The sequence below is a fragment of the Spirosoma areae genome (genome assembly GCF_054781775.1).
Genome location: NZ_BAAGTT010000016.1, coordinates 181896 through 205798 on the forward strand (window position 1 = coordinate 181896; position 23903 = coordinate 205798).

The following is a 23903-nucleotide window of genomic DNA, read 5'->3' on the forward strand; positions in this document are numbered from 1 at the left end:
TTTTGATTTATTTTTATCGTTCATTTTTACTTCTTCCCGTAACGATCTGTTTTATGCAACGTCCTCAACTAAAAGAGTTTTATGGCTATGGCCTGATTTTACTCGTTCTGACGGCTGTTCAGGCGTACTCCATTTATGTAGCGGCTACCACCGATTTGTTTCTGACCTGGCAGCATTATCTTGGGTTTGGCGCTACCACACTGGCGGGCATTCTGTGGGCCTTCCGAAAGCCAGAATACCTGTTCTATGCCCTCGGCCTGACGTTCGTACTGGGCTATGAAAATCTGCTTGGTTTCACACCAACGCTCGATTTTACGGCAACACGTTATTACATTAACAACATGGTGTTTCCGATATCGTATCAGGATTTCTCCATGTACATGCTGCTTATCTGGGCCTACGTTGCCCACACTCGCCTGCGGACGATGGTGCAGACGTTGTTTGTAGGGAAGGTGTGAAAACGGAAAAAAGGAGAAGGGAGGAAAGAAGAAAGGAAACTCAGCAAATCCTTTCTTCTTTCCTCCCTTCTCCTTTTTTCCTTCCTTTTTTCTAAGCCGTCAATGACCACCCTTCGCGGTAGTCGCGCTTCACGAACTGGCTGGCCTCGTCGAAGTTAGTGATCTTCATGTTTTTACCGTCCCACATCAGTTTCTTACGTCCGGGGTAGGTAAAACCTTTTCCGTCGGCCCTGGCATTTCTAACCATGTAGCTGCGAATGGCTACATTTCCCATCAGAACCGATTCGGTCAGGGGGCCGGCAAAGTCGAAGGATGAGGTAAGGGCTTTGTGTTCTTTGCTGTTGAAACCGGCTTTGCAGGCATCGGCCCAAAATACCTGATGGCCATTTTCCTTTATCGAGGGATCGTTCGGTCGGGGCGCGGCTTCGAGTTTCTGACCATCTTTAGTGTAGAGTTTCGGGTCGTTTCCATACATACCACAGGCGATTAATCCTTTCTCGCCAATCATCAGCACGCCGTTTTCACCGTTTTCGGGCATGGGTTCGCCTTCGGGCAGGAACTCGGGCCGGAATGGGCGAAGGCCACCGTCGGACCAGACCAGTTTAACGCCTGATTTGTTTTTCGTCGTTGCCGGGAATTTCAGTTCGACACGCGAGGACGGCGGGCAACCTTCGGGAATATATTCGGCGGTCCAGTCTTTCAAAAACACCTGACCGACGCTGGTTTCCACTTCGGTAGGGTAACCCAGCCCCAGCACCCGGAAGGGTACATCCATGATGTGGCACCCAATGTCGCCCAGGGCACCTGCGCCAAAGTTCCACCATCCGCGCCATTTGAAGGGGTGATAAGCGGGGCTGTAGCCAACCTTCTGGGCCGGGCCAATCCAGACGTCCCAGGCCAGGTCGGCGGGCACCTCGGCTGCCGCCTGTGGTACCGGAATACCCTGTGGCCAAACGGGCCGGTTGGTCCAAAGCTGGATGGTATGCACGTTGCCAACCAGGCCTTTATCGAACCATTCGACCATTTGCTTCTGCTGCGGGTTAGAGGAACCCTGGTTGCCCATTTGCGTAACCACTTTGTATTTGCGGGCGGCTTCGGTCAGCATCCGGGCTTCGTAGATGTTGTGCGTCAGGGGCTTCTGTACATACACGTGCTTACCGCGCTGCATGGCCGCCATGGCCACAACGGCATGGGTATGGTCGGCGGTTGATACCGTCACGGCGTCGATATTCTTGCCTTCCTTATCGAGCATTTCGCGAAAATCCTTGTAGCGTTTCGCGTTGGGGTGCTGCTCGAAGTTTTTCTTTACCTGATCGCGGCCCCAGTCCACGTCGCAGAGTGCGACCATGTTGTTGGCGCCGTTGTTAAACGCATTGTTGGTATCTGAAAAACCTTTACCCGCCACGCCAACACCGGCAATGTTGAGCTTGTCGCTTGGGGCAATAAATCCTTTGCCACCCAATACGTGACGTGGGACGATCAGGAAACTGGTCGCGGCCAAAGCGCCTGCCTGAATAAACTGACGGCGGGTTGTGCCCGAATTAATTTGTTCGGGCGTTGAGTTATCTGACTGATTCATGAGAAACAAATAAGGTTTTAGTTGATAAGGGTTTATCCGGCGAAATTTACCTAACCGGACCTAAGATACGCCCTGAAAATTATTTCTTTCTTAGCCTAAAACTCCCTAAACTCCCTGAAGGGGACTTTGTAATAAGAGTGAGTAAAGCTCCCTTCGGAGAATTTAGGGGTTTTACCATTTCTTAACGTTTTTCAGCCACCAGATACACCTGTTGATCACCCAATTGATAAGCCCCCTTTTCCGTCGAGTTATAAACGGCAACCGTTTGCAAGCTATGCCTTGCCAGCAACCGCTTTATTTCGGAAAGCGTGTAGACGTAATGTTTGAAGTGATGGAGCTCCGACCGATCTGCTTTGGTATAGGTAATCTCCGTTGCCATATAACTCTCATCGACTACATACACATTGCGGATGTCCATCGTCAAATCGCCGAGTAAAACCCGGTGTGTTTTCGGAAAATTAGGCAGAATACTCTCGGCCACTAAACCAGAATTAATTACAAAGCGGGCACCGGGTTTCAAGGCGTTCGCTACTTTCTCGACGAATGTATTCATGCCATCGTAATCAACGTAGCCAAAACTGTTGCCTAAGCAATAAGCCCCGTCGTAAGAATGCTCTATCGCCATGGTTAAAATATTCCCGTGAATAACCTGAATGGACACCTGTTCGTCGGCTATTCGTTTCCGTAGCGTCTGGAGAAACTCGTCGGAGATGTCGATGCCCGTCACCTGAACATCTCGTTTAGCCAGTTCGATAGCATGTCGGCCATAACCGCAGGGAATATCTAAAATGCTGCTTCCGGGTTTGATGGCCAGTGTTGTCATCAGGAAATCAATCTCTTGCCGGGTCCAGTCGGCCAAATCGGCTTTTTCCCACATTTCGACGTTTAGTCCCGAGAAAAAACTTTCATACCAATTATCATCAATTGTCGTGTTCATTGTCTGGAATGTTTTTTTGGAATGATTGATAAACGTCGTTGCGTTTATCAGGAACCGATTTGTTTCGATTCCAATGGTGCATTAATGAATAACCTATAGAGATGCTGTCCGTATCGGATGGATACGGTATAGAAGGTACATAATAACCCTTGACGTCTGCACAGCAGTCCGTAAGGGAAAAGGGAAAATGAAGGCCGCACCACAAGGGCGGCCCGGCCATTTGATGGCCTACACTAAGGAGGTCACAGGCTTCGCTGTTTAAGTCGGTGAGCAAAATTAAACGTTATTAATTTTAAGACCATTATTTTACGAAATGAGTCTACTCAATAACCCTTATACAAGTCTCTGTATATACTGGGTAGCGGGTTAAGAAGAATAGCAAACTGACTATTTGAGGATAATAGCGTTTAAATTTGCCTGATTAATCTAAGTTGTTTTGTTCAACTCCCTACCCCAAACAACTCCCCCATCATCCGCCTAAATTCAGCCTGCATCGGTGCCGTAATGATAATTTCTTCCGCTGAAACCGGATGCTCAAACGAAATCTGACGGGCGTGCAACAGCATGGTGTTCATCCCAAAGAACTCGGTAAATAACTTGTTCTGTTTGTTGCAGCCGTGGGGCCGGTCGCCAATGATGGGGTGCAGGATGTGGGCCGTGTGTTTGCGTAACTGGTGCATCCGTCCGGTGGTTGGCGTTAGCTCAACCAGTGAATAGCGGGATGTGGTGTGTTTGCCAAATGGTAGCGGAATTTCGGTGCGCTGAAGCGTTTTCAAATGAGTAACGGCATCTTGTAAAACACCCGGCTTACCGTCGCCGTCATCGCGTCGGAGGGGGTAGTCGATGATTTGCTCGTCGGGTGTGTAGCCGCGTACAATAGCTACGTAAGTTTTGTGAACACCGCCCTCCATAAAGCGAATCTGCATGGCAGAGTTCATGGATTCCGATAAGGCGAACAACAGTACCCCACCCGTTTTGCGGTCTAACCGATGCACCGGATATACCCGTTGGCCCAACTGGTCGCGCAACAGTTGAACGGCAAATTCGCTGGCATCGCTCGCTATCGGCGACCGGTGGACAAGCAGCCCATGCGGCTTATTAATGGCCACTAAATCAGGCGATTGGTACAGGATAGACAAGCCGGTCGAAGCGGGCAGATGGGTGAGTTGATTCATGGGTTGCAAAGGGACTGGTAGCCTATAGAGACAGCAAACAATCAACAGCCTGGCTGGGTTACGTTTAGTTAGAACCGGTAATTCTAACTAAACCATCGGGCTACTGCGTTGTCTTAGTACGGAAAATGAGTAGTTAACCTAACGCTAATCAACGATGAAAACGATTCATTCTTTTGTCATGCTGCTGACCCTGTCGGCCTTAATAGTTGCCTTGTCAGTAGACGCTCAGGCGCAAAAACGCTGGAAACCACAGACCAAAGGCGCCGTTATTGGCGGGGCGGCCGGTGGAGCCGCCGGAGCCATCATAAACAAACGTAATCGGGTCGTGGGTGGCCTGATTGGCGCGGCTGCCGGAGCTGGTGCCGGATACGCTATTGGGAAAGGTAAGGACAACCGCAACAAAGCGGCCGCCCGTGTCGCGGCCGCCGAGGCCGAAACCGCCCGCGCCCGTGAAGCCGCCCAACGAGCCGAACAAGAACGGGATGAGGCTGTAGCGAAAGAGGCTGTGGTTAAAGCAACTGCCGCCCCGAAACATGGCTTTGGCGTAGCAGCGCGCCCGGCGCAGGTAGCCACAACCGCCCGCGCTGCTGTACCCGAACCTGCGCCTTTGAACGTTATGTCGAGCACGTATGCCCTGACCGCGGCTTTCCTGCCGAACTCATCGTTTGGCGATCCGAATTCGCCCTACGCGTCGTCGGAGTATCGTCGGAAAAGCTGGTAGGCAGATTGGGATTCTTTGGATGCTATTGCTGCTAAGTTGATAATTTTGAGAATCAATAGCATCCAAAGAATCATCAGAATCCAGATCTGCCTGCCCATCCTAATCAAACACATGTTTTTCACTCTTTATCCACAGGAACTCATGAAACTGTTCATGCATATAGTCGTAATGACGACCCTGCTTACGGGTTGTGTCAAGGAAGAACCGGTTAATATTCAGTCGCTGAACCAGGAATTTATTGGCGCCTGGAATAATAAGGATGCCAATAAGATTGTCCAGTTTCTGGCCGACGATGTTCATTTTCTTCAGGGCGAAACGCACTTTAAGGGTAAGTCGGAAGTAGCCGAAAAGTGGGTGCGCTCGACCCTCCCTACGCTGGCCGACCTGAAAACAAACGTGATTAGCTCGTCGGCCGACAGCCAGACGGCCTACGAAGCGGGTACATTCTCGGTGGATGTGTTGCCCGAATCGCCCGATCAGCCGAAAGGCTATGGCGAGGGTAATTTTATCCTGCTCTGGAAGAAAGGCACCGACAATACCTGGAAACTCAGCTACGCTCAACTCGAAGACCTGCCCGTGCAGGCGAAGCAATAACGGTCAGGTTTAAACACAGCGAACACGGAGAAAACAGAGGTATACAGAGGAATTTAAAAAATAGCGCTGTATATCCTGTTTTCTCCGTGTTCGCTGTGTTTAAACCCTTCACCTACGTTCGGGTTTTCCGGATTGCTTCCATCAACCCCTGCATGTAGCCAACCGCATACAGGCTGCCCAGCAAACTATAGCCCTGATGGTCGTTGGTATCGCCCGCCATTGTGGGAACGTGATCGGGGCGGATGGGGCCTTTAAATCCAATGTCGTAATAGGCCTTCATGGCTTTATACATGTCGGTTTGGCCGTCGTCGTGGAAAGTTTCTTCAAAATTCAGGCGGTTGCCCCGAACGTCGCGGTAATGCACAAAAAATAGCTTGTTGCGCTCCCCAAAATACCTGATCACCGTCGGGATGTCTTCGCCCATGGTGGCAAACGTACCCTGGCACATCGTGATGCCATTGTTCGGACTTGGGTATAGGTCCAGCATTCGTTTGAAGGCATCGGCGGAGGTCATAATGCGCGAAATGCCCCGGAGTTTGTCGACCGGCGGGTCGTCAGGGTGAAGGGCGAGTTTGATACCTGCCTTCTCGGCTTCGGGCACCACTGCTTTTAAAAAGTAAGCTAAGTTTTTCCACATCGTTTCCGCCGAAAATTCACCATAGGGCGTTATGGGCTGGTTTTTAGCTTCTTCGTAGTTAAATCCGCTCACTAATGCGCCCCCGCGTGTGGGCTTGCCCATTGTTGTCCGCGACCAGTTGATAACAGGCATCCAGTTGTAGCAGACCGTGTCGACGCCCAATCTGGCAATGTTTTTCATGAAGAGTATGAAGTGCTCGATTTCTTCATCTTTGCCCGACAGTCCCAATTTGACCTTGTCGAGGGGCGTTGGGCTTTCAATGACCCGCAGGGTTAACCCTTCGCTGGCGAAGCGGTCTTTGATGGCCTTCAGCACGTCGTAGTCCCACGAATTAGCGCCTTTCATGTCCACCATGCCGGGGCTGGCCGGAGCCACCGCACCCAGTACGCCCATCTGGGTAGACAGCTTCATTTTCTGAGCTTCAAACCCGAAAAAATAAGCCAGACACATCGCTAAGCTGGCTTCTTTGGCCAACTGAACCGCCTGCCAATTTTCCTGAATCGAATTGGCCGTCAATGAACTGAGGCTACCGATGGATAAGGTGGCAGCAGCGGCACTTTGTTTGATGAACGTCCGGCGCGGGTTTTTCATGAGGCAATGGCTGACACTACATCCTTAAAAACCGAACTGCCTGTAGATTTACTGATAATCAGGCGTTGGCTAACCGAACAATATCTTTCACTTCCAGAATTGGTTTGTCGTAACCCACGCTCACCGATTTTATCATGGACAAGGCCAATTCCCGCAAGGTCGAGAAACCAGCCGGGTAGAGCCGTCGGCCCATGGGATAGAGCCAGGTCATAAACGCGTAATAACTCTTTGCGTTTTTCAATCCTTTGGTGGGCAGCATAAACCCCGGCCGGAACATATACGCCTGTTTGAAGGGCAATCGCAGCAACGCATTTTCGGTAGCCCCTTTTGTTCTGGCCCAGGCAACGCGTCCCTGCTCCGAGCTATCCGTGCCTGCGCCGGACACGTACCCGAAGGTCATGTCGGGATTGAGTTTGGCCAGCAGCCCGGCGGCATGAAGGGTGAGGTCGTAGGTCAGTCGGCGGTATTCGGCATCGCTTATGCCAACCGACGATACGCCGAGGCAAAAAAAGCAGGCATTGTAGCCGGTTAATTCGGACGCAATCGGGGTTAAATCGAAGAAATCAGCGTGGATAACTTCGCGGATTTTAGGATGAGACACACCACTGGGCTTTCGGCTGATAACCAGAATCTGCTCAACATCAGGGTGATGCAGGCATTCGTGCACTACGCCCTCGCCCACCATGCCGGTGACGCCGGTAATAATGGCTCTGATTTTCATAAGCTGTACATTAACAGAGCGCTACCGGCCTGTCGAAGATTAATGTTGAATTGAATAACTTTACCTCATGACCCAATGGCAGCAAGATAGCTTATTCCATTGAGACTATCTCCGAGAACTAAACCCGTTTGCCTCATGCGAAACTTCCTCTTCATTTTCCTCATCGCCCTGCTCCTCGCTCCCTGCACCCCGCTTTCTGCCCAGGAATTAGTGAGCAATCGCCAGCGCGACATTGTGTTCAAATCCGTTAGTGTAATTCCGATGGATAAAGAACAAGTACTTGACAATCAAACGGTGGTCGTCAGAAATGGCCGGATAACAGCTTTAGGTGCCGATGGAAAAGTCAAGTTTGGCAAAGACGCGCTGGTGGTTGAGGCCAAAGGTAAATACCTGACGCCCGGCTGGGCCGAAATTCACGCGCACGTGCCGCCCATCGACGACATTGAGCCGATGAAAGAGGTCCTCCTATTATATCTGGCAAACGGCATCACCACCATTCGGGGCATGCTGGGCCACCCCAAACATCTCGAACTACGCCAAAAAATCAACAGCGGTGAAATTCTGGGACCGCATTTCTACGCAACCGGGCCATCGTTCAATGGGCAAAGCGTAAAGACAGCCCAGCGGGGCATCGAGATGGTACGCGAACAGAAAGCTGCCGGCTACGATTTTCTCAAGCTACACCCCGGCCTGACGAAAGAAACGTTTCCGGCCATTGCCAAAACCGCCCAGGAAGTGGGCATTCCGTTTGTGGGGCACGTTTCGTTCAACGTGGGTGTCTGGATGGCCATTGATGCTCATTACTCGTCTATCGACCACTTAGACGGCTTTATCGAAGCCATAACGCCCGGTATGGATACGCTCGTGGAGCAGGAAGCAGGCCTGTTTGGGTCCTGGATTGCCGACCGGGCCGATGCGTCGCGGATTCCGAAATTAGTGAATGGCCTGCGTCAGAACAAGGTTCGGGTGGTGCCCACGCAGGCCCTGGCTGAGCGGTGGCTTTCGCCCTATCCGGCCGAAGAATTTACCGACGACCCCGAAATGAAATACATGAAACCGCAGGACATTCAGAACTGGGTGAACGCGAAGAAAGGCTATACCGGCAATCCGAAGTTCTCGAAAGAACGAGCCGAAAAACTAATTCAGATTCGCCGGAAACTCATCTACGAATGTCAGAAAAACGGCGTCGAACTGCTGTTAGGTTCCGATGCCCCGCAGGTGTTCAACGTACCCGGTTTTTCCATCCATCACGAAATGAAATACATGGTCGATGCCGGACTGACGCCCTACGAAACCCTCCGCACGGGAACCGTCAATGTGGCTTCGTATCTGAATAAGCCCGATTCGGGCATCATCAAAACCGGCAATGTTTCCGACCTGGTGCTGCTAAGCGGTAATCCCCTGAAAGACATCGGCCAGACTAAAAACATTGACGGGGTGATGATGGGTACCAACTGGCTGTCGAAACGGTACATTCAGCAGGAATTGAAAAAGTTAGAGAAGCAGTGACGCCGGTTGAAAACTGGCTCCGCATAGTGGCCGCCATAGTTGATGTACATGTGATTCGGCTACAACTACCGTAGATTCACCTACCTCCATTTTTTGAGAACTGTGGACCTTTGCCGTGATAAAAAAAACAGAATCATGAACATTGTGATCACAGGGTCGCTGGGCCACATCGGCAAGCCACTTACCGACGAGTTAGTGCAGAAAAAACACCACGTAACTGTTATCAGTAGTAAGCCGGAGAAACAGGCCGAAATCGAAGTGCTCGGAGCCACCCCAGCCATTGGGTCGGTCGAGGATGTCGCCTTTCTGGCCAGCGCCTTCACCGGGGCCGATGCCGTGTTCTGCATGATTCCGCCCAACTTTTCGGCCCCCGATCAAGTTGCCTACTATAGCCGGGTTGGCAACAACTACGCGCAGGCCATTGAACAGGCACGGGTAAAGAGGGTCGTGGATTTAAGCAGTTACGGCGCGCATTTGGAGAGAGGGACCGGCTTTATCGTTGGTTCCCACCGCGTCGAAAACCGGTTGGACGCCCTGATTAATGTAGCCGTTACGCACATTCGGCCCGGTTATTTTTATTACAACCTCTACGGCTTCATCGGCATGATCAGCGCAGCGGGTTTCATGGGGGCCAACTACGGCGGTGACGACAAACTGGCGCTGGTGTCGCCGGTCGATATTGCCGCTGCGGTGGCCGACGAACTGACCACGCTGGAAACCGACCGGCATGTGCGTTACGTTGCCAGCGACGAGCGTAGCTGCACTGAGGTGGCGCAGGTGCTGGGCCAGGCAATTGGCAAACCAGATTTAACCTGGGTAATAATTAGCAGCGAACAGATGAAAAAAGGGCTGGAAGCGAATGGCGTACCGGCTCATGTGGCGGCTGCCTTAGCAGAATTAGGATCAGCTACCCACAGCGGTGCATTACGGGCAGACTACGAACGCCACAAACCCGTGATGGGCCAGGTAAAACTGGAAGATTTCGCACCCGAATTTGCCGATGCTTTCACCCTGAAACAAGCGCATTAACGTATGGATAGCCTGCAACCGTGTCGGATCAAAACAATCACCGAATACCATCGGCTGAGGAACCTGCCGAAGCCGGAACACCCGCTGATTAGTATCATTACTGTGAACGACGTTAAACCATTAGACAAACCCATAAGCTGGGTGCTCGACTTTTATTCCATTGCCCTGAAACGGAATTTTGGCGCCAAATTCAAATACGGTCAGCAGCGATACGATTTCGACGAAGGTATTCTGTTTTTCATGGCGCCGGGTCAGGTTTTTAGCGTTGAGCCGTCGGGCGATACGTCTACACAGGTATCAGGGTGGATCGTGCTGGTTCATCCTGATTTTCTGTGGAATACGAATCTGGCTAAGCAGATCCGGCAGTACGACTATTTCGGCTATTCGGTGCACGAAGCCTTGTTCTTATCCGAAAAAGAAGAAGGCGTTATAACAAATATTATTGGGCAAATTCAGCATGAGTACCAGTCAAACATTGACTCGTTTAGTCAGAACATTATTATCGCCCAACTGGAAGTACTGCTCAACTACGCCGAGCGGTTTTATCAGCGTCAGTTTATCACGCGCAAAATAACCAGCCACAAAATTCTGGAGCGGGTAGAAGCCGTTCTTTGGGCGTATTTTAATGTCGATGATCGGACGCAGAAAGGCTTGCCGACGGTTCAATACGTGGCTGGCCAACTGAACATATCGCCTAACTACCTGAGCGGTCTGCTGAAAACCCAGACCGGCCAGAGTACGCAGCAGCACATCCACGATAAACTCATCGAAAAAGCAAAAGAAAAATTGTCTACTACCGAACTGTCAATCAGCGAAATTGCTTATGCATTAGGCTTTGAACACGCGCAGTCGTTCAGTAAATTGTTTAAAAGTAAAACGAATTGTTCTCCGCTCGAATTTCGCCAGTCGTTTAATTAACGACGGTCATTGGCAGTAGCCGAAAATAACTTGTTCAAACTGAGATACGACCCGGATTTTACAAAGTCTATACAGGTTCAAAATCAGGTTAAACGAACCACCATGAAAATAGGAATTATTGGGGCTGGCGGCATTGGTCAGGCCTTTGCAAAACATGTGGCGAAAGCAGGCTACGACGTGCTCATCAGCAACAGTCGCGGGCCAGCGTCGCTGACTGCCGTGGCCGAACAATTGGGCGGTCAGACCAAGGCCGTTACGATTGAGGAAGCCGCTCAGGCCGATGTTGTTTTCCTGTCGGTTACGTGGAATAAACTCGAAGAGGTCATAAACGCACTGCCTTCCTTTGCGGGGCGCATTGTTATCGACCCGATCAACCCCTTTCTGCCGGGTTTTGACATTGCGGAACTTCATGGGAAAACCTCCAGCGAAGTGGTGGCTGGCCTGTTGCCCGGCGCCAGGTTGGTGAAAGCGTTCAATACACTGCCTACTGCCCTTTTGAGCGCCGACCCCCACGAAGCCGGTGGGAACCGGGTTGTCTTTTATTCGGGCGACGATGCCGACGCCAAAAAAGTTGTGGGTGAACTAATTACGAAAGCGGGATTTGCCGGTATCGATCTGGGCGACCTGGTCAACGGCGGAAAGATGCACACCTTTCCCGGCGGAATTTTTCCAACGGTTAATCTGATAAAACTTGGTTAAATGACCTACGTGCCCGGTTAATCCGGCACCCGATCAAAGCCGTTTCCCTTACATCCACGCCCAGGCGCTCTGATAGGTATTGAGCCGTTCAGCATACGCAATGAAATCAGCATAAAACGGAAGCCCTGCCAGTGTAGCGCTGTCGCCAATGATGACTAATTTCTTTCGGGCACGGGTCATTGCTACGTTCATTCGCCGGATGTCCGACAGAAAGCCAATGTCGCCTTCGGCATTACTTCGGGTCATGGATATGTACACAATATCACGTTCCTGTCCCTGAAAGCTATCAATTGTATTGACCGAAATTTTATCGCCGTAGGCCAGTAAATCAGGGGTGTTGAGCAACTGGTCCTTCAGAACGTTTATTTGTTGCTTGTAGGGCGAAATAATAGCAACCGTCGGAAAATCCTGTTTCGTATAACGGGTACTCAAGTCGGCCGTTAACTGGCTTAAATGCTTCATCAGCAGGGCCGCTTCTTCAGGATTTGTTGAACTGGTACCATCCGGTTTTTCGTCAAAACTACAACCGGCCGTATCGACAAACACCAGCGGGGTATCCCCGTCAAACAACGAATGAGCGGCCACAGATGCGTGCGCGTTCAGGTTGTTCTGGTAAAATACCTGCGACGAATACCCCATAATGTGCTCGTGCATGCGGTACTGCACGTTCAGCAGCGTGACTGCTTCGGGGTGCAGGGCAACGCATTTTTCCAGCAACGTGGTGCTTAATCCATGCCGGGCGGCTTCGCCCGATTTGATGGTCGGCGGCAACTGGCAGTGATCACCGGCCAGCACCACTTTCCGGGCTTTCAGAATGGGAATCCAGCAGGCGGGTTCTAAGGCTTGTCCGGCTTCGTCAATGACAACTGTGTGGTAGGTGAGCTGGCGAATGGTGTACTGGTTGGCCCCCACGAGCGTTGCCGTAATCACCTGCGCTTTTGCCACCAGATCGTCGATGATATACTGTTCTGAACGGCCTACTTCGTTCATAATCCGGTGCGCTTCATCGAACAGGGCTTTGCGCTGATCCCGCTCGGCTTTGCCAAAATTCCGCTTGTATTTATGCGCCATGTTCTTGAACTCATTGGCCTGCTTTTTCAGCTTTCGGGCTTCTTTCATGTAGCTGTGTTCGGCCATTTTATGGTCGAGCGTCAGCGCCATCAATCGCTCCGACACACGGGCCGGGTTGCCCACCCGAAGCACATTCAGCCCTTCATCATGCAGTTTCTCGCTGAGCAGATCAACGGCCGTATTGCTGGGCGCTACAACTAAAATCTTCGCATGGTCCTGGCTAATGAGGGCTTTAATGGCCTGCACCAGCGTCGTGGTTTTTCCCGTGCCGGGCGGGCCATGCACAATTGCCAGTTCGTTGGCGGTGAGGATTTTTTCGACCGCCGATACCTGACTGGGATTCAGATTAGGCAGCGATAACCGGGGAATTTCGGGATGAAACGTTGGTGAGGCTGAGCCGGTCAGGATGGGGATTACGCGCTGATCAGGCTTCTCACGTAACGTATTGGCCAGTTTAAGGGCCTCCTCCATTTCGTCGTAACTATTGTCATCAAACAGCACTTCGACGCCTAATTTTCCGTCACGCGCCCAATCGGGCAGTTCATCCACGCGCAGGGTTAGTTTGAGCCGGTTGCCGCTCTGGTGCGAAATGACACCTTCTACCCGGTCGGTTTTAGGGTCATGGTTGCTGAAAAATACGGCGGGCATACCAAACCGCAGTTGATGCGCTATGTCCTGGTGCGTCGTGCGTTCGACTTCCACCGTCAGGTAATCGCCCCGGCTCATTTCGGAACCCCGGATGGCGATTGGATACCAGGTCAGGCCATTGGCCCGGCGTTCGGCAACCGATGTCGTTTCGGTGAGCCGGCGGTATTGACTGCGATCTTCTTCTCGTTCAACCCTGAGTAAATGGAGCAGATTTTTAAAATAATCCATTTGCAAAGGTAACGACTCACCGGTTGCCGACTCGACAGGCGCGACCGATGTTTTGGCGATCTATTGGGCTACACGTTCTTTTTCAATCCATCGAGCAGATACTCCAGGCCATTCAGCCGAATTTCGTACATGGTTTGTAGTAACATACCGAGTTTACCCGCTGGAAACCCTTTTTTGGCAAACCACTCTAAGTAATAAACGGGCAAGGCTCTGATCAACTGACCTTTGTATTTGCCAAATGGCATCGGGTAGTGCACTAATTCCCGTAAAAGTTCGGGGTTGCCGTGCGCTTGTTCGTTAGTCATAAAGTTTGTGGGTAGGTCATAGGTTGCGTAAAGCCCTTGTCGAACTTACTCAACGGCGGGCTCCAGCAGGCGAATTGTACCGGCGGCTGCGTCTATTTCGGCTTCGATGCCTAACGGAACCGTAAATTTATCGCGAATATGCCCAATCATAGCACCCGAATAGGCAGGCTTGTTTAAGGGAACGATGTGTTCGGTCAGGACATCGTCCAGCGTTAGGGAACCGTAGCCTCCGCCTTTGGGTTCGCAGTCGCTGCACTTGCCGAATACGAACCCCGCTATCTGATTCAGAATGCCCGCCAGTTTGAGGTGCGTCAACATGCGGTCCATCCGGTACACTTCCTCATGGGTGTCTTCGATGAACAAAATCGTGTTGCGCCAGTCGGGCAGATACGTCGACCCGACTAAGTGACTCAATACCGTGAGGTTGCCGCCCACCAACCGCCCGCGTGCCAGCCCCGGTCGGAGGGTGGTGATGCGATCCTCGGTTTGGGTGAGGTTATCGCCTTTGTCGGTTGGATTCCGCAGAGTTGGGGTCTCCCCTTCGAGCAGCACCCGCCGAAACCAATCGACTGTAAAGCTATTGAACGTGGCCGTGCCAACGGGGCCGTGCATGGTTACCAAACCGGTTTTGGCGTAGATGCCCAGTAATAACGCCGTAATGTCGCTGTAGCCGATCAGGATTTTGGGGTTGCGTTGAATCAGGTCATAATCGAGCAGGGGCAACAGGCGGGCGCAACCCCAGCCGCCATGAAGCGCCATCACGGCCTTCACGCTGCGGTCGTCGAAGAGGGCGTGTAAATCAGAAACCCGGTCGGCGTCGCGTCCGGCCAGATAGCCGTATCGGTCATAGATGTGTGGCCCCAGTTTGGTCGGGAAGCCCAATGCCTGGAGGGATTCCTGAGCAATTTGGACGGGTTCGCGGGTGTAGGCGGGAGCAGCCGGGCAAAATAACCCAATTGTGTCGCCCGGTCGTAAGCGGTTTGGTTTGATGAGCGTGGGCGGTGGCTGAGTTGTTGTCAGCGAAAGCAGCGGAGCTACGCTGGCAGCCTGGAGAAATGAACGGCGTGAAGGCATGTGAACGGGAGCGATTCGTCAGTTCAGAAAGATAGCCGAAAATAAGGGATTGGGCAAGGGAAGGGGGTGGGCTCCTGTGTAATAGCAGTAGCTTCCTGCTCTGCGAAACTTTAGTAAGCATCAGCGACCGTTGTTTCCGACTACTTCGTACCTGAATCACTACCAAACCAATCCGTTCATGAAAACACAATTCCGATTCACTTTAGCCTTGTTCGGCTTATTACTGGCATTTTCTGGTGTTCAGGCGGCTGCTCCGCTAACGACGATAGCCCAGGTGACTGCCGACTGGCAACGCGCCAGAGAATTCACGAAAGAGTATTTAGACGCTATGCCCGAAGATGGTGTGGGCTTCAAACCCACGCCGGAGATTCGCAGTTTTGCCGAGCAAATGCTGCACCTGACGGCTGCCAACTACAACTTTGGGGCGATGGCCAGTGGCAAAACGAACCCATTTCAGGGTAAAAAACTGGAGGAAATGCCCGAACTGAAAACAAAGGCGGCCCTCACCAAAGCCGTTCTGGATAGTTACGACTTTGTGATTGATGCGGTGAAAGGAATGAACGACGCCCAACTGGCCGAACTGGTGAAAATGGGCCAGCGTGGAGAAATGAGTCGGGAATTAATCCTGGCGAAGGGGTTTGAGCACCAAACGCATCACCGTGGACAGGCAACCATCTACATTCGCATGAAGGGCATCAAGCCGCCGAATGAAAAGTTATTTTAACCGGCAGGCGGCTCGCTTATGGCGAGCCGCCTGCTTTCTTTTCCTGAAGCGAGGCTGGTATACGTTCATCGGCTACCTCCGGCCTGTTTTATTGGTTAGCGTAGCCGCGCTTCTGATGCTGGTGCAATGCCGGAAAGCAAAACCCAATCCGCCCAGGGCCGAGGGGTTCGACCCGCCTATTCCGCCCACAATTTCCTACGTAGCCGCGCCAATCACGTTTCAACTGCGGGAACTGGCCGAAAAAATCAATAGTGAACTTGACCCCGTGCTGATTGGCAACGAAACCGAAGAGGGTAAGGCGAAGGGCATCATCTCCTTTCGCGTAAAACGCTTAGGGCCGGTTCAGGTTCAATATGCCGATGAGCAGATAAAACTGTCGGCTCCGCTTCAATTGTGGCTAACCAAACCCTTCAGTCGGGATACCACACCGCCGAAGAGGCCCTTTTGTGCCTTGCAGGTTGATTTTAAAAGCCCACTTCGGGTAACACCAAACTGGCGATTGGCCAGTAAAACCACGTTTACCGGGTATCGGTGGATTATCCAGCCTAAAATTCGCTTGCTGGGCAACGACATCACCCTGACCAAACTGGTCCAGCGGATTCTGGAAAAGAATCAGGCGGCCATCGAAAACGCCATTGATTCGGCCGTGTACACTGATTTGCGGCTCGACGAATTGGTGAAGCCTATTTGGCGGGATATGCAAAGCCCACTGCTGATTAACCGCGACTATGGCCTTTGGTTGGTGCCAAAACCCATCAGCGTGGCCGCAGGCGACATCACCGGCACCAAAACGTCGCTCACCACACACCTGCGTATTGCTTTCGAAACAACAACCGAACTCAAACCCAAACCGCCGGTCCATGCCAAAACGACCCTGCCTCTTTTGCAGAAACGGGAGCAGGTGTCGCAACTATCCGACCTGAACCTGCTGAGTTTTATTCCCTACGCAGATATTAACCGGATGATGGCCCTTACCCTGAAAAACAAAAAACTCGCGCTTGGTAGCCTAACCATCAAGAGCCTGTCGGTATATGGCGCGCAACGGTCGCTGATTGTGAAAGCCGATCTGGCGGGGCTGGTGAATGACGTCATTTACCTGCGCGGTCGCCCCGTGTTCGACACGCTGACCAATGCGTTGAGAATTGCTAATTTAGACATCGACGCGACAAGGACCGATGCCCTGTCTACGGCCGCAAAGCCAGTATGGCACGATGGCTTAATCAAGGTGCTCGAACCGTTGCTGACGATTTCGCTGGGCGACGATATTGCCAAATTACCCCAGGCCATCGACAAGGCATTTGAAGAGGGCGGGCCCGGCAAAAAGACCGATCTGGGCATTAAATCGTTTCGGTTTACGCCCCGGAAAGTCGCTATTCGACCCGATGGTATTCAAGCCCTGATTAACGTCAAATCGAACGTAGCGGTGCAGGTTAAGCAGTTATGAGTTTAGCGTAAATTGTAGCTGGTTTAACCCCGTTATGGGTAGATGTAGCGGAGTATTCTCTTCGTTTAGTGTTCCCGACTTTCTAAAACACATATACCCTGATGAAACTAATTGCCCGCCAGTCCATTCGCGCACGTCGCACGCTGTTCTTTATTGCCATCAGTCTATCCGTAATCACTGCGGTTAACGCGCAGGTTGGCGTGGGCACCAAACCTGTTAAAGGAGCCGAAATGCTGTTTGATGGGTCGCGCAAGATGCTCGACGACAAATGGACCTACTGGAATGGCCCGCGCTTAGCCGCCACCTTACCGATAAAATGGACCGTTGAAAAAGACCCGGCGGGTAGTGGCATGGCCCTAAACAGCAATGATCCGACGGCAGCGGGTGGCCTCTACGGGGCCGCCGACATTGTGACCAAGAAAGCCTACCGCGATTTCCGGCTGCATGTGGAGTTCTTTGTGAGCAAGCCGGGCGGCAACAGTGGCGTGTATCTGCAAAACCGCTACGAGATTCAGATATTCGACGGAGATACCACCTCGCACGGGTTGGGGGCTGTTATCAATGAGTCGCCCTCGCCCTACAAACTCTATACGGGTATTGGCAAATGGAACGCCTATGACATCGAGTTCCGGGCGGCCCGTTTCGCCAACGGCAAGCGTACCGAACCGGCCATGGTGACGATGTATTTGAACGGGAAAAAAGCGCACACGAACCAGTCGATCAATCAGGTGTGGGGCGGCCCCAACTCCGGCATCGATGGGGGCAACGATGGTGGCAAGGGCGTTACCGACACCCCCGGCGGCATCAAACTACAAGCCGAAGGCCATGATGTGCTCTACCGCAACATCTGGATTAAAGAACTGGAGTTGAAGGACGGGAAGACGGATTTTTGAACAAAGTAGATGACGGTTATTTCTATCTTTGTTCACTATGGGTAAACTTTTGTTGATAGGTGCATGTTCAACATAATAGCGCGTCATACACTTTTAGCTTATTGCAAATTATACCCGCAGGCCGCTAATGCATTGAAAGGGTGGTATGCCGAACTGCTGGAACGAGAGTTAACCAATTTCAATGAGTTGAAAGCCATGTATGGTAATGTTAGCATCATCGCCGACGACCGGGTTGTATTTAACATTATGGGCAATAAATACCGACTGGTAGTATGACTGGTGTTCGATTACAAGACCATCCAGATCAAGTGGTTTGGTACACATGCAGAATATGATAAAATCGACGTAGCAACAGTACAATATCAGAAGCCATGAAACTAAAGCCCATCAAAACCGAGCAGGAATACAACGAGATGATGGCTTGGGTAGACGAGCAATTCGACCGGAAGCTACCGCCAGATAGCCCAGAAGGAGAGGTTTTGCAGATCGCTTTGTTGTTGGTAAAATTCTATGAAGATGTACATTATGCCGTACCGGCTCCTGACCCAATTGAGGCTATCCGGCTCAAAATGGGCGAGAAAGGAGTAAGAAATAAAGATTTTGTGGGTAAACTGGGCAGCAAAAGTTACGTGTCAGCCGTGCTGAACCGCCGTAAACCGCTTACGCTGGAAATGGCGAAGTTCTTCCACAAAGAGTTGGGTATACCAGCCAGTGTACTGCTATCTTGACGTTGAGTCTGGAACAACATTTTGATAATGCTAAGTCTATTCATTATCAGCGCATTACAAATAAGTAATCATGTAAAAACTTTGACAAAACGGATAACTCTAACTGCTTGACTAACAGAGTTGTCAGCCGCTTCGGCGGTCCGATTTGTCAACGTTGAACTTAATTTTGCGTGATTACTTACATTTTCATCTAAAGTTATTGCCGTAATTCTTTGCCAACTCTTTTATTGTAACTCCCGGTTAATCTCACCCAATAAATATCCCTTCGGGTCGCTGAAATATTCCCAGAACATCACGCCCGCCAGGCCTTTCTTTTTCACGTAGTGGCACTTTTCTTTTACGGATAGCTCGTCGTCGTGGGAGACGAATCGCTTCAGGTCGGCATTGTACAGATACGGGGCTTTGGCACGCCGGTCCCAGTGGCGTTTGTAGGCGGGGTTGGTGAGCAGGCTGTCTTTGATGAAGGTGTAGCCACCGCCCCGTTCCACTTTCGCGATGGTGCGCGGATAAACGTTGGGGTCGCCGGTTTGCAACTGCCAGGCGCGGCCATAGAAGGCAATCCCCAGCACGAGCTTTTCGGCGGGAACACCCGCCTGCCGGTAGAGCTTAATGGCCCTGTCGCCGGATTGTTCGTTGTCAACCTTGCCCGAGGCATACAGGTTTGTGTGGTGACCCGCCAGTGGTCCGCCGGTGAAATGGTCGTAGGTCATCACGTTGATGTAATCCAGATACGGGTGTACCTGCGCCATGTCGGTATGCGTAAAAATTCTCTCGAAGCCGGGCAGGGCCGTCGTCACGAAGTAGTCTTTGCCAGTCTGCTGTTTGAGGGCGTTTAGCTGGGCACGCAATGCTTTGAACATCATCGTAAAGTTCTCCTTGTCTTCGGGCCGGAAAACATTGTCTTCGCCTTTCATGCCGGGATATTCCCAGTCGATGTCGATGCCATCCAGCTCGTACTTCCGGACAATATCGACCGCCGAAGCCGCAAACGCCACGCGCGATGTATCGCTCAGAACGGCGTCGGAGAAGTTCTCGCTCCAGGACCAGCCGCCGATGGAAATCAGAATTTTCAGGTCGGGGTTACGCAGCTTGAGGTTGTTCAATTTGCGGAAATTGGTGGAGTCGGTGGCGAGGTTGTGTAGCCACGCCCGATTCTGTTTAATATCGACGAAGGCGTAATTGATATGCGTCAGTTTTTCGGCGGCAATGTTATCCGTATTCACTAAGCCGCGAAACCCGCCGACATAGGCCAGTACGATGGGTTTGGCCTTAGAAACGGGCTTGAACCCAGGGCTTAGCAACGTTGCAATGGACAGGATAAGGAGAAAGTAAATGGGTCGAAACATACAGAGGATACGTTTAAGAGCAAGCTTACGGCGAAGGTACAAAAGTGGTTGCCGAGTTGTCGCAATGACCCCCTTATATTGGCACATTCACACAGCTTTTCTCTCCCGTATCAGCCGTATTTTTATAGTGTAAACAACAACTAACGACTCGCTTATGGCAACGCAAATTTTTGTTAATCTGCCTGTTAAAGACCTTAATAAGTCTATCGGATTCTTCACCAAACTCGGCTACAGCTTCAATCCGCAATTCACGGATGAGAACGCTACCTGCATGATCATCAGCGACGACATCTTCGTCATGCTGGTGACTGAGCCGTTCTTCAAAAATTTCACCAAAAAAGAAATTGCCGATGCTACAAAAAGCACCGAGTCAATCATCTGTCTCTCGGCTGAGAGCCGGGAAGCTGTCGATGAATTGGTGAAGAAAGCAGTAGACGCTGGTGGTACCACACCCAATGAGACACAGGATCAGGGCTTTATGTACAGCCATGGCTATCAGGATTTGGATGGCCACCTGTGGGAAGTAATATACATGGAGCCGAGCGCCATTCAGTAAGCGTAAACAAGTGACGTGTCGCCCCGTGGTCTGATGGTACGCAGACTACGGGGCGAATTTTTTGGCTGCCCACCTGGTACTCAGGATTCTTTAAACAACTTCTGTGCTCAACGGTTGACAAAACTAACCCCTATGAAACCATTTTATGTTATTTTAGCCAACTCCTTAGTGGCTTCCCTAACCAATAATTTCGTTTGGTTTGCGGTTACCTTCTGGGTCTATTTAGAAACAAAGTCAGTAGTGGCTACCTCGGTCATGGCGGGCGTATATACGGGCACGGTCGCCCTCTCCGGCTTTTTTCTGGGTTCGCTGGTTGATCGGTATAAGAAAAAACAATCGATGGTCCTGTCGGGTCTGGTTTCCCTGTGTTTATACGCAGCTTCGTTCATTATTTACAGCGTCACACCCAGGAACGTCTTTACCGATCCGTCAAGCCCGGTTCTCTGGGTATTCATCGTCCTGTCGCTGTTTGGCGCCATTGCCGGAAACATACGGACAATCACTTTGTCGACGCTCGTAACGATTCTGATACCCGAACCAGACAGAGATAAGGCCAACGGGCTGGTTGGTACGGCCAATGGGGTGTCGTTCCTGGTGGCATCGACGTTCAGTGGGCTGGTCATTGGGTTTTTGGGCATGTTCTGGATGCTGATCATCGCGCTTGGCCTGACCGTTCTGGTGTTGCTGCATTTGTGGGCTGTATCCATCCCTGAAAAGGGAATTACCCATGCCGACGGGCAAACCAAACGCGTTGACATTCGCGGAACGATAAACGCGCTGAAGGCCATGCCTGGCCTGTTTGCCCTTATCTTTTTCAACACTTTTAATAACTTCTTGGGCGGGGTTTTCATGTCGCTGATGGATGCATATGGGTTGTCGCTTGTATCGGTGCAGACATGGGGTATTTTATGGGGCGTCCTGAGTTTAGGGTTCATCATTGGCGGGCTGGTGGTGTCGAAAAAAGGCCTTGGCAAACAGCCGCTCCGAACGCTTTTCCTGGCAAACATCGCCATGTGGGCGGTCTGCGTTTTCTTTACGATTCAGGAATCCATCGTCCTGCTTGCCGTTGGGATGTTCGTTTACTTATGCCTGATTCCGGTTGTGGAGGCTGCTGAGCAAACCATCCTCCAAAAACTGATTCCACCCGAACGCCAGGGGCGGGTGTTTGGCTTTGCTCAAAGCATCGAACAGGCCGCTTCACCGCTGACGGCGTTTATGATTGGCCCCATCGCTCAATTCGTTTTTATCCCGTTTATGACGACCGGGGCCGGTGTGACGCTAATTGGCGACTGGTTTGGAACCGGAAAGGATAGGGGGCTGGCACTTTTGTTTACCGTTACGGGCCTGATCGGGCTTATCGTAACCCTGATTGCCATGAAGTCAGCAGCCTATAAAACGCTATCGGCGAACTATCAGAAGGCTGATAAAGAGTAAACGCCAACTCACTTCGCTTTCCAGGTATTATTGCTCTCGTCGGCGTCCATGAAAATGCCTCCATCTAATTGTACCGACTGCACGTTCTTTTTGACCGGCAAATTGACCGTTGCCTGCTTTTGATTGGCCTGCCAAAGCCCAGGCGTTTGGTGAAACGTCTCTTTGGTTCCATCTGCAAAGGTTATGACAACATCGACCGGGGCCACATAGCCGCCGATATTCTGAAGCGTAATCGCGCATTTGGTTGGCAAGGTCACCACGTTTTGAATGGCGAAGTCGATGTAATTATTGCTGAAAAACCAGTTGTTCCAGAACCAGTTCAGGTCTTTGCCCGACGCGCTGTTGAAACTGTAAAACATGTCCCAGGGAGTTGGGTGTTTTCCCTGCCAGCGGGTTATAAATTCGTGCAGCGATTTTTTGAACAGCGCATCGCCCAGCAACTCTTTCAGGGCCAGATACCCCAGCGCGGCTTTACCGTATTCGTTATTGCCCAGCGACACCCCGCTCAGCACATTGGCTGGGGTAATAATTGGTAAATCCTGCTCGGCCGATGCGTCTCTAATCCAGTTTTGCACCCGGAAACCCTGGAAATTTTTCATAGCCGTCTGGCTGCCCAAATCGGCCTGGCTAATCAGGTGTTCAAAGGCCGTTACCCAGCCCTCGTCCATGAAGCCGTAGCGGGTTTCGTTGATACCCATGTAGAATGGGAACCACGTATGGGCCAATTCATGCTCGGCCACAAAGCGCGAAAAATTCAGATCGCTCGTGGTTGCATCGTTCACCATCATGGGGTATTCCATGTCGGCAAATCCCTGAACGATGGTTGTTTTCGGATACGGGTACGGGATGCCGGGCCAGTTGGTCGATAACCAGTCGAGTGCGTGACGCCCGAAGCCCACCATCTGGTGAAAATCGCTGGCATCGTCTAAAAAAGCGGCCTGTACACTGGCCCGCCGACCTGTTTTTTTATCGACAACCACACTCGACGCATCCCAGACGTACTGATTGCTCAGGCACAGCGTAACATCGGGCACGTAGTCGGCCTTCCATGTCCAGCTATTTACAGCCTGTTGCTTCGTTACGTTTTTGGCCTTTATGTCGGTCAGAGTTGCCACATGCACAAGCGAATCGGTCGTCATGGATTCGGTCAGGCGTTTGGCGAACGTCGGTTGCAAAACGGCATCGGCATTGAGCAGATTGCCCGTTGCCCAGACCACATAATTTGCCGGTACGTTCACCGTAAAGGTGTAGTCGTTGAAGTCGTTGTAAAACTCCTGAGCGTCGGTAAACGTGGTTCGGTCCCAGCCGTAGTAGTCATCATAAACCGCCACGCGGGGGTAGAAATAGGCCAGAAAAAAGGTCGTTGAATCAAGCACACCTTCGCGGCCGCTTTCCGCCGAAAGGTCATAATGCCAGTCGAACGACAGCTTAACCGAATCCTTCGGCAGCAGCGGTTTCGTTAAGGAAATTTGCTGCCACGTACTCGTGCCGGCAGACCAGTTGCGGGCCACCTTGTTTTCGGCAAATTTATCAATCTGAATACCTGCCGTCATGTAGTCGGTGGAGACCCGTGCCTGCCGAATGGCGCCGGGTATGTGGCCATTCAGAAGTAGTTTGACCACCAGAAACCGCAGGGTGTCCGGGCTATTGTTGCTATAGGTAATTTCCTCTTTGCCCTGAATGGTGCGGCTGGGTGGCGTGGCCGTAACGGTGATGTCGTACCGGGCCGAATTTTGCCAATAGTTCGGGCCGGGCTTTCCGTTTATCGACCGCGTTCCCTTCTGATACGCTTTTTTGATATTCCGGGGCGTGTATAAAGGCTGGGCGCAGGCGGTTCCGGTAATAAAGGCCGTCCAGCAAAGCAAAAGTAGTTTCATGGTGTAA

At 51.5% G+C, this 23903-nt stretch carries 24 protein-coding genes; 14 read left to right on the forward strand and 10 right to left on the reverse strand.

Annotation, left to right across the window (positions count from 1 at the left end; genetic code table 11):
• Positions 1-53 precede the first annotated feature (53 nt).
• Positions 54-458: a hypothetical protein gene (locus tag ACYVI1_RS06825; RefSeq protein WP_460908123.1), complete on the forward strand. Its 405-nt coding sequence runs from the start codon at positions 54-56 to the stop codon at positions 456-458.
• Positions 459-549: 91 nt separating this feature from the next.
• Here the strand turns inward: ACYVI1_RS06825 and ACYVI1_RS06830 are convergent, their stop codons facing one another.
• From ACYVI1_RS06830 to ACYVI1_RS06840, 3 genes are all read right to left on the reverse strand, one after another.
• Positions 550-2037 carry a Gfo/Idh/MocA family protein gene (locus ACYVI1_RS06830; protein ID WP_460908125.1) on the reverse strand — a complete coding sequence of 496 codons (1488 nt, stop codon included), beginning with the start codon at positions 2035-2037 and terminating at the stop codon, positions 550-552.
• 181 nt (positions 2038-2218) lie between these two features.
• A complete protein-coding gene (locus ACYVI1_RS06835) occupies positions 2219-2974 on the reverse strand; it encodes an SAM-dependent methyltransferase (RefSeq protein ID WP_460908127.1) in 756 nt (251 codons plus the stop codon).
• 440 nt (positions 2975-3414) lie between these two features.
• Entirely contained in the window at positions 3415-4149 is a 735-nt protein-coding gene (locus ACYVI1_RS06840; RefSeq protein WP_460908129.1) for a pseudouridine synthase, read from the reverse strand.
• 154 nt (positions 4150-4303) lie between these two features.
• Between ACYVI1_RS06840 and ACYVI1_RS06845 the strand changes: the two genes are divergently transcribed.
• Positions 4304-4870 (forward strand): YMGG-like glycine zipper-containing protein, encoded by a 567-nt coding sequence (locus ACYVI1_RS06845; protein WP_460908131.1) that lies wholly within the window; start codon positions 4304-4306, stop codon positions 4868-4870.
• A 141-nt stretch (positions 4871-5011) separates the two neighbouring features.
• Positions 5012-5464: a YybH family protein gene (locus ACYVI1_RS06850; protein WP_460908779.1), complete on the forward strand. Its 453-nt coding sequence runs from the start codon at positions 5012-5014 to the stop codon at positions 5462-5464.
• 112 nt (positions 5465-5576) lie between these two features.
• Here the strand turns inward: ACYVI1_RS06850 and ACYVI1_RS06855 are convergent, their stop codons facing one another.
• Positions 5577-6692 (reverse strand): mannonate dehydratase, encoded by a 1116-nt coding sequence (locus ACYVI1_RS06855; RefSeq protein ID WP_460908133.1) that lies wholly within the window; start codon positions 6690-6692, stop codon positions 5577-5579.
• 58 nt (positions 6693-6750) lie between these two features.
• Positions 6751-7413, reverse strand: coding sequence for an NAD-dependent epimerase/dehydratase family protein (locus ACYVI1_RS06860; protein WP_460908135.1), 663 nt, complete (start codon positions 7411-7413; stop codon positions 6751-6753).
• 135 nt (positions 7414-7548) lie between these two features.
• Here ACYVI1_RS06860 and ACYVI1_RS06865 point away from each other — a divergent pair, with 135 nt between their 5' ends.
• The 4 genes from ACYVI1_RS06865 (at position 7549) to ACYVI1_RS06880 (ending at position 11568) form a co-directional block, all read left to right on the forward strand.
• Positions 7549-8922, forward strand: a complete 1374-nt coding sequence (locus ACYVI1_RS06865) for an amidohydrolase family protein (protein WP_460908137.1) — start codon at positions 7549-7551, stop codon at positions 8920-8922.
• 135 nt (positions 8923-9057) lie between these two features.
• Complete coding sequence (locus tag ACYVI1_RS06870) at positions 9058-9951, forward strand: NmrA family NAD(P)-binding protein (protein ID WP_460908141.1); 894 nt, start codon at positions 9058-9060, stop codon at positions 9949-9951.
• 3 nt (positions 9952-9954) lie between these two features.
• Positions 9955-10869, forward strand: a complete 915-nt coding sequence (locus tag ACYVI1_RS06875) for a helix-turn-helix domain-containing protein (protein WP_460908143.1) — start codon at positions 9955-9957, stop codon at positions 10867-10869.
• A 30-nt stretch (positions 10870-10899) separates the two neighbouring features.
• A complete protein-coding gene (locus ACYVI1_RS06880) occupies positions 10900-11568 on the forward strand; it encodes an NADPH-dependent F420 reductase (protein WP_460908145.1) in 669 nt (222 codons plus the stop codon).
• 48 nt (positions 11569-11616) lie between these two features.
• On the opposite strand, the gene ACYVI1_RS06885 is transcribed toward ACYVI1_RS06880, so the two are convergent.
• From ACYVI1_RS06885 to ACYVI1_RS06895, 3 genes are all read right to left on the reverse strand, one after another.
• A complete protein-coding gene (locus ACYVI1_RS06885; RefSeq protein ID WP_460908148.1) occupies positions 11617-13515 on the reverse strand; it encodes an AAA domain-containing protein in 1899 nt (632 codons plus the stop codon).
• Positions 13516-13583: 68 nt separating this feature from the next.
• Positions 13584-13820, reverse strand: coding sequence for a DUF3820 family protein (locus ACYVI1_RS06890; RefSeq protein WP_460908150.1), 237 nt, complete (start codon positions 13818-13820; stop codon positions 13584-13586).
• Positions 13821-13865: 45 nt separating this feature from the next.
• Positions 13866-14894, reverse strand: coding sequence for a S66 peptidase family protein (locus ACYVI1_RS06895; RefSeq protein ID WP_460908153.1), 1029 nt, complete (start codon positions 14892-14894; stop codon positions 13866-13868).
• A gap of 178 nt (positions 14895-15072) precedes the next feature.
• Here ACYVI1_RS06895 and ACYVI1_RS06900 point away from each other — a divergent pair, with 178 nt between their 5' ends.
• From ACYVI1_RS06900 to ACYVI1_RS06920, 5 genes are all read left to right on the forward strand, one after another.
• Positions 15073-15618, forward strand: coding sequence for a DinB family protein (locus ACYVI1_RS06900; protein ID WP_460908155.1), 546 nt, complete (start codon positions 15073-15075; stop codon positions 15616-15618).
• Positions 15602-17062 carry a DUF4403 family protein gene (locus ACYVI1_RS06905; RefSeq protein ID WP_460908157.1) on the forward strand — a complete coding sequence of 487 codons (1461 nt, stop codon included), beginning with the start codon at positions 15602-15604 and terminating at the stop codon, positions 17060-17062. Before ACYVI1_RS06900 ends, ACYVI1_RS06905 begins: the two co-directional genes overlap by 17 nt.
• A gap of 101 nt (positions 17063-17163) precedes the next feature.
• Positions 17164-17955, forward strand: coding sequence for a 3-keto-disaccharide hydrolase (locus ACYVI1_RS06910; protein WP_460908160.1), 792 nt, complete (start codon positions 17164-17166; stop codon positions 17953-17955).
• A gap of 63 nt (positions 17956-18018) precedes the next feature.
• Positions 18019-18231, forward strand: coding sequence for a type II toxin-antitoxin system HigB family toxin (locus ACYVI1_RS06915; RefSeq protein WP_460908162.1), 213 nt, complete (start codon positions 18019-18021; stop codon positions 18229-18231).
• 95 nt (positions 18232-18326) lie between these two features.
• Positions 18327-18683 (forward strand): helix-turn-helix domain-containing protein, encoded by a 357-nt coding sequence (locus ACYVI1_RS06920; RefSeq protein WP_460908164.1) that lies wholly within the window; start codon positions 18327-18329, stop codon positions 18681-18683.
• Positions 18684-18907: 224 nt separating this feature from the next.
• Here ACYVI1_RS06920 and ACYVI1_RS06925 read toward each other — a convergent pair whose 3' ends face one another.
• Positions 18908-20029: a glycoside hydrolase family 18 protein gene (locus ACYVI1_RS06925; RefSeq protein ID WP_460908166.1), complete on the reverse strand. Its 1122-nt coding sequence runs from the start codon at positions 20027-20029 to the stop codon at positions 18908-18910.
• A gap of 154 nt (positions 20030-20183) precedes the next feature.
• On the opposite strand from ACYVI1_RS06925, the gene ACYVI1_RS06930 reads away from it, so the two are divergent.
• Together ACYVI1_RS06930 and ACYVI1_RS06935 are read left to right on the forward strand one after the other, a co-directional pair.
• Positions 20184-20585, forward strand: a complete 402-nt coding sequence (locus tag ACYVI1_RS06930) for a VOC family protein (RefSeq protein WP_460908168.1) — start codon at positions 20184-20186, stop codon at positions 20583-20585.
• Between the two features lie 132 nt (positions 20586-20717).
• The gene (locus ACYVI1_RS06935; protein WP_460908170.1) at positions 20718-22019 is read left to right on the forward strand and encodes an MFS transporter; all 1302 of its coding nucleotides are present in this window, start codon (positions 20718-20720) and stop codon (positions 22017-22019) included.
• Positions 22020-22027: 8 nt separating this feature from the next.
• Here ACYVI1_RS06935 and ACYVI1_RS06940 read toward each other — a convergent pair whose 3' ends face one another.
• The gene (locus ACYVI1_RS06940; RefSeq protein ID WP_460908172.1) at positions 22028-23896 is read right to left on the reverse strand and encodes a M1 family metallopeptidase; all 1869 of its coding nucleotides are present in this window, start codon (positions 23894-23896) and stop codon (positions 22028-22030) included.
• Positions 23897-23903 lie beyond the last annotated feature (7 nt).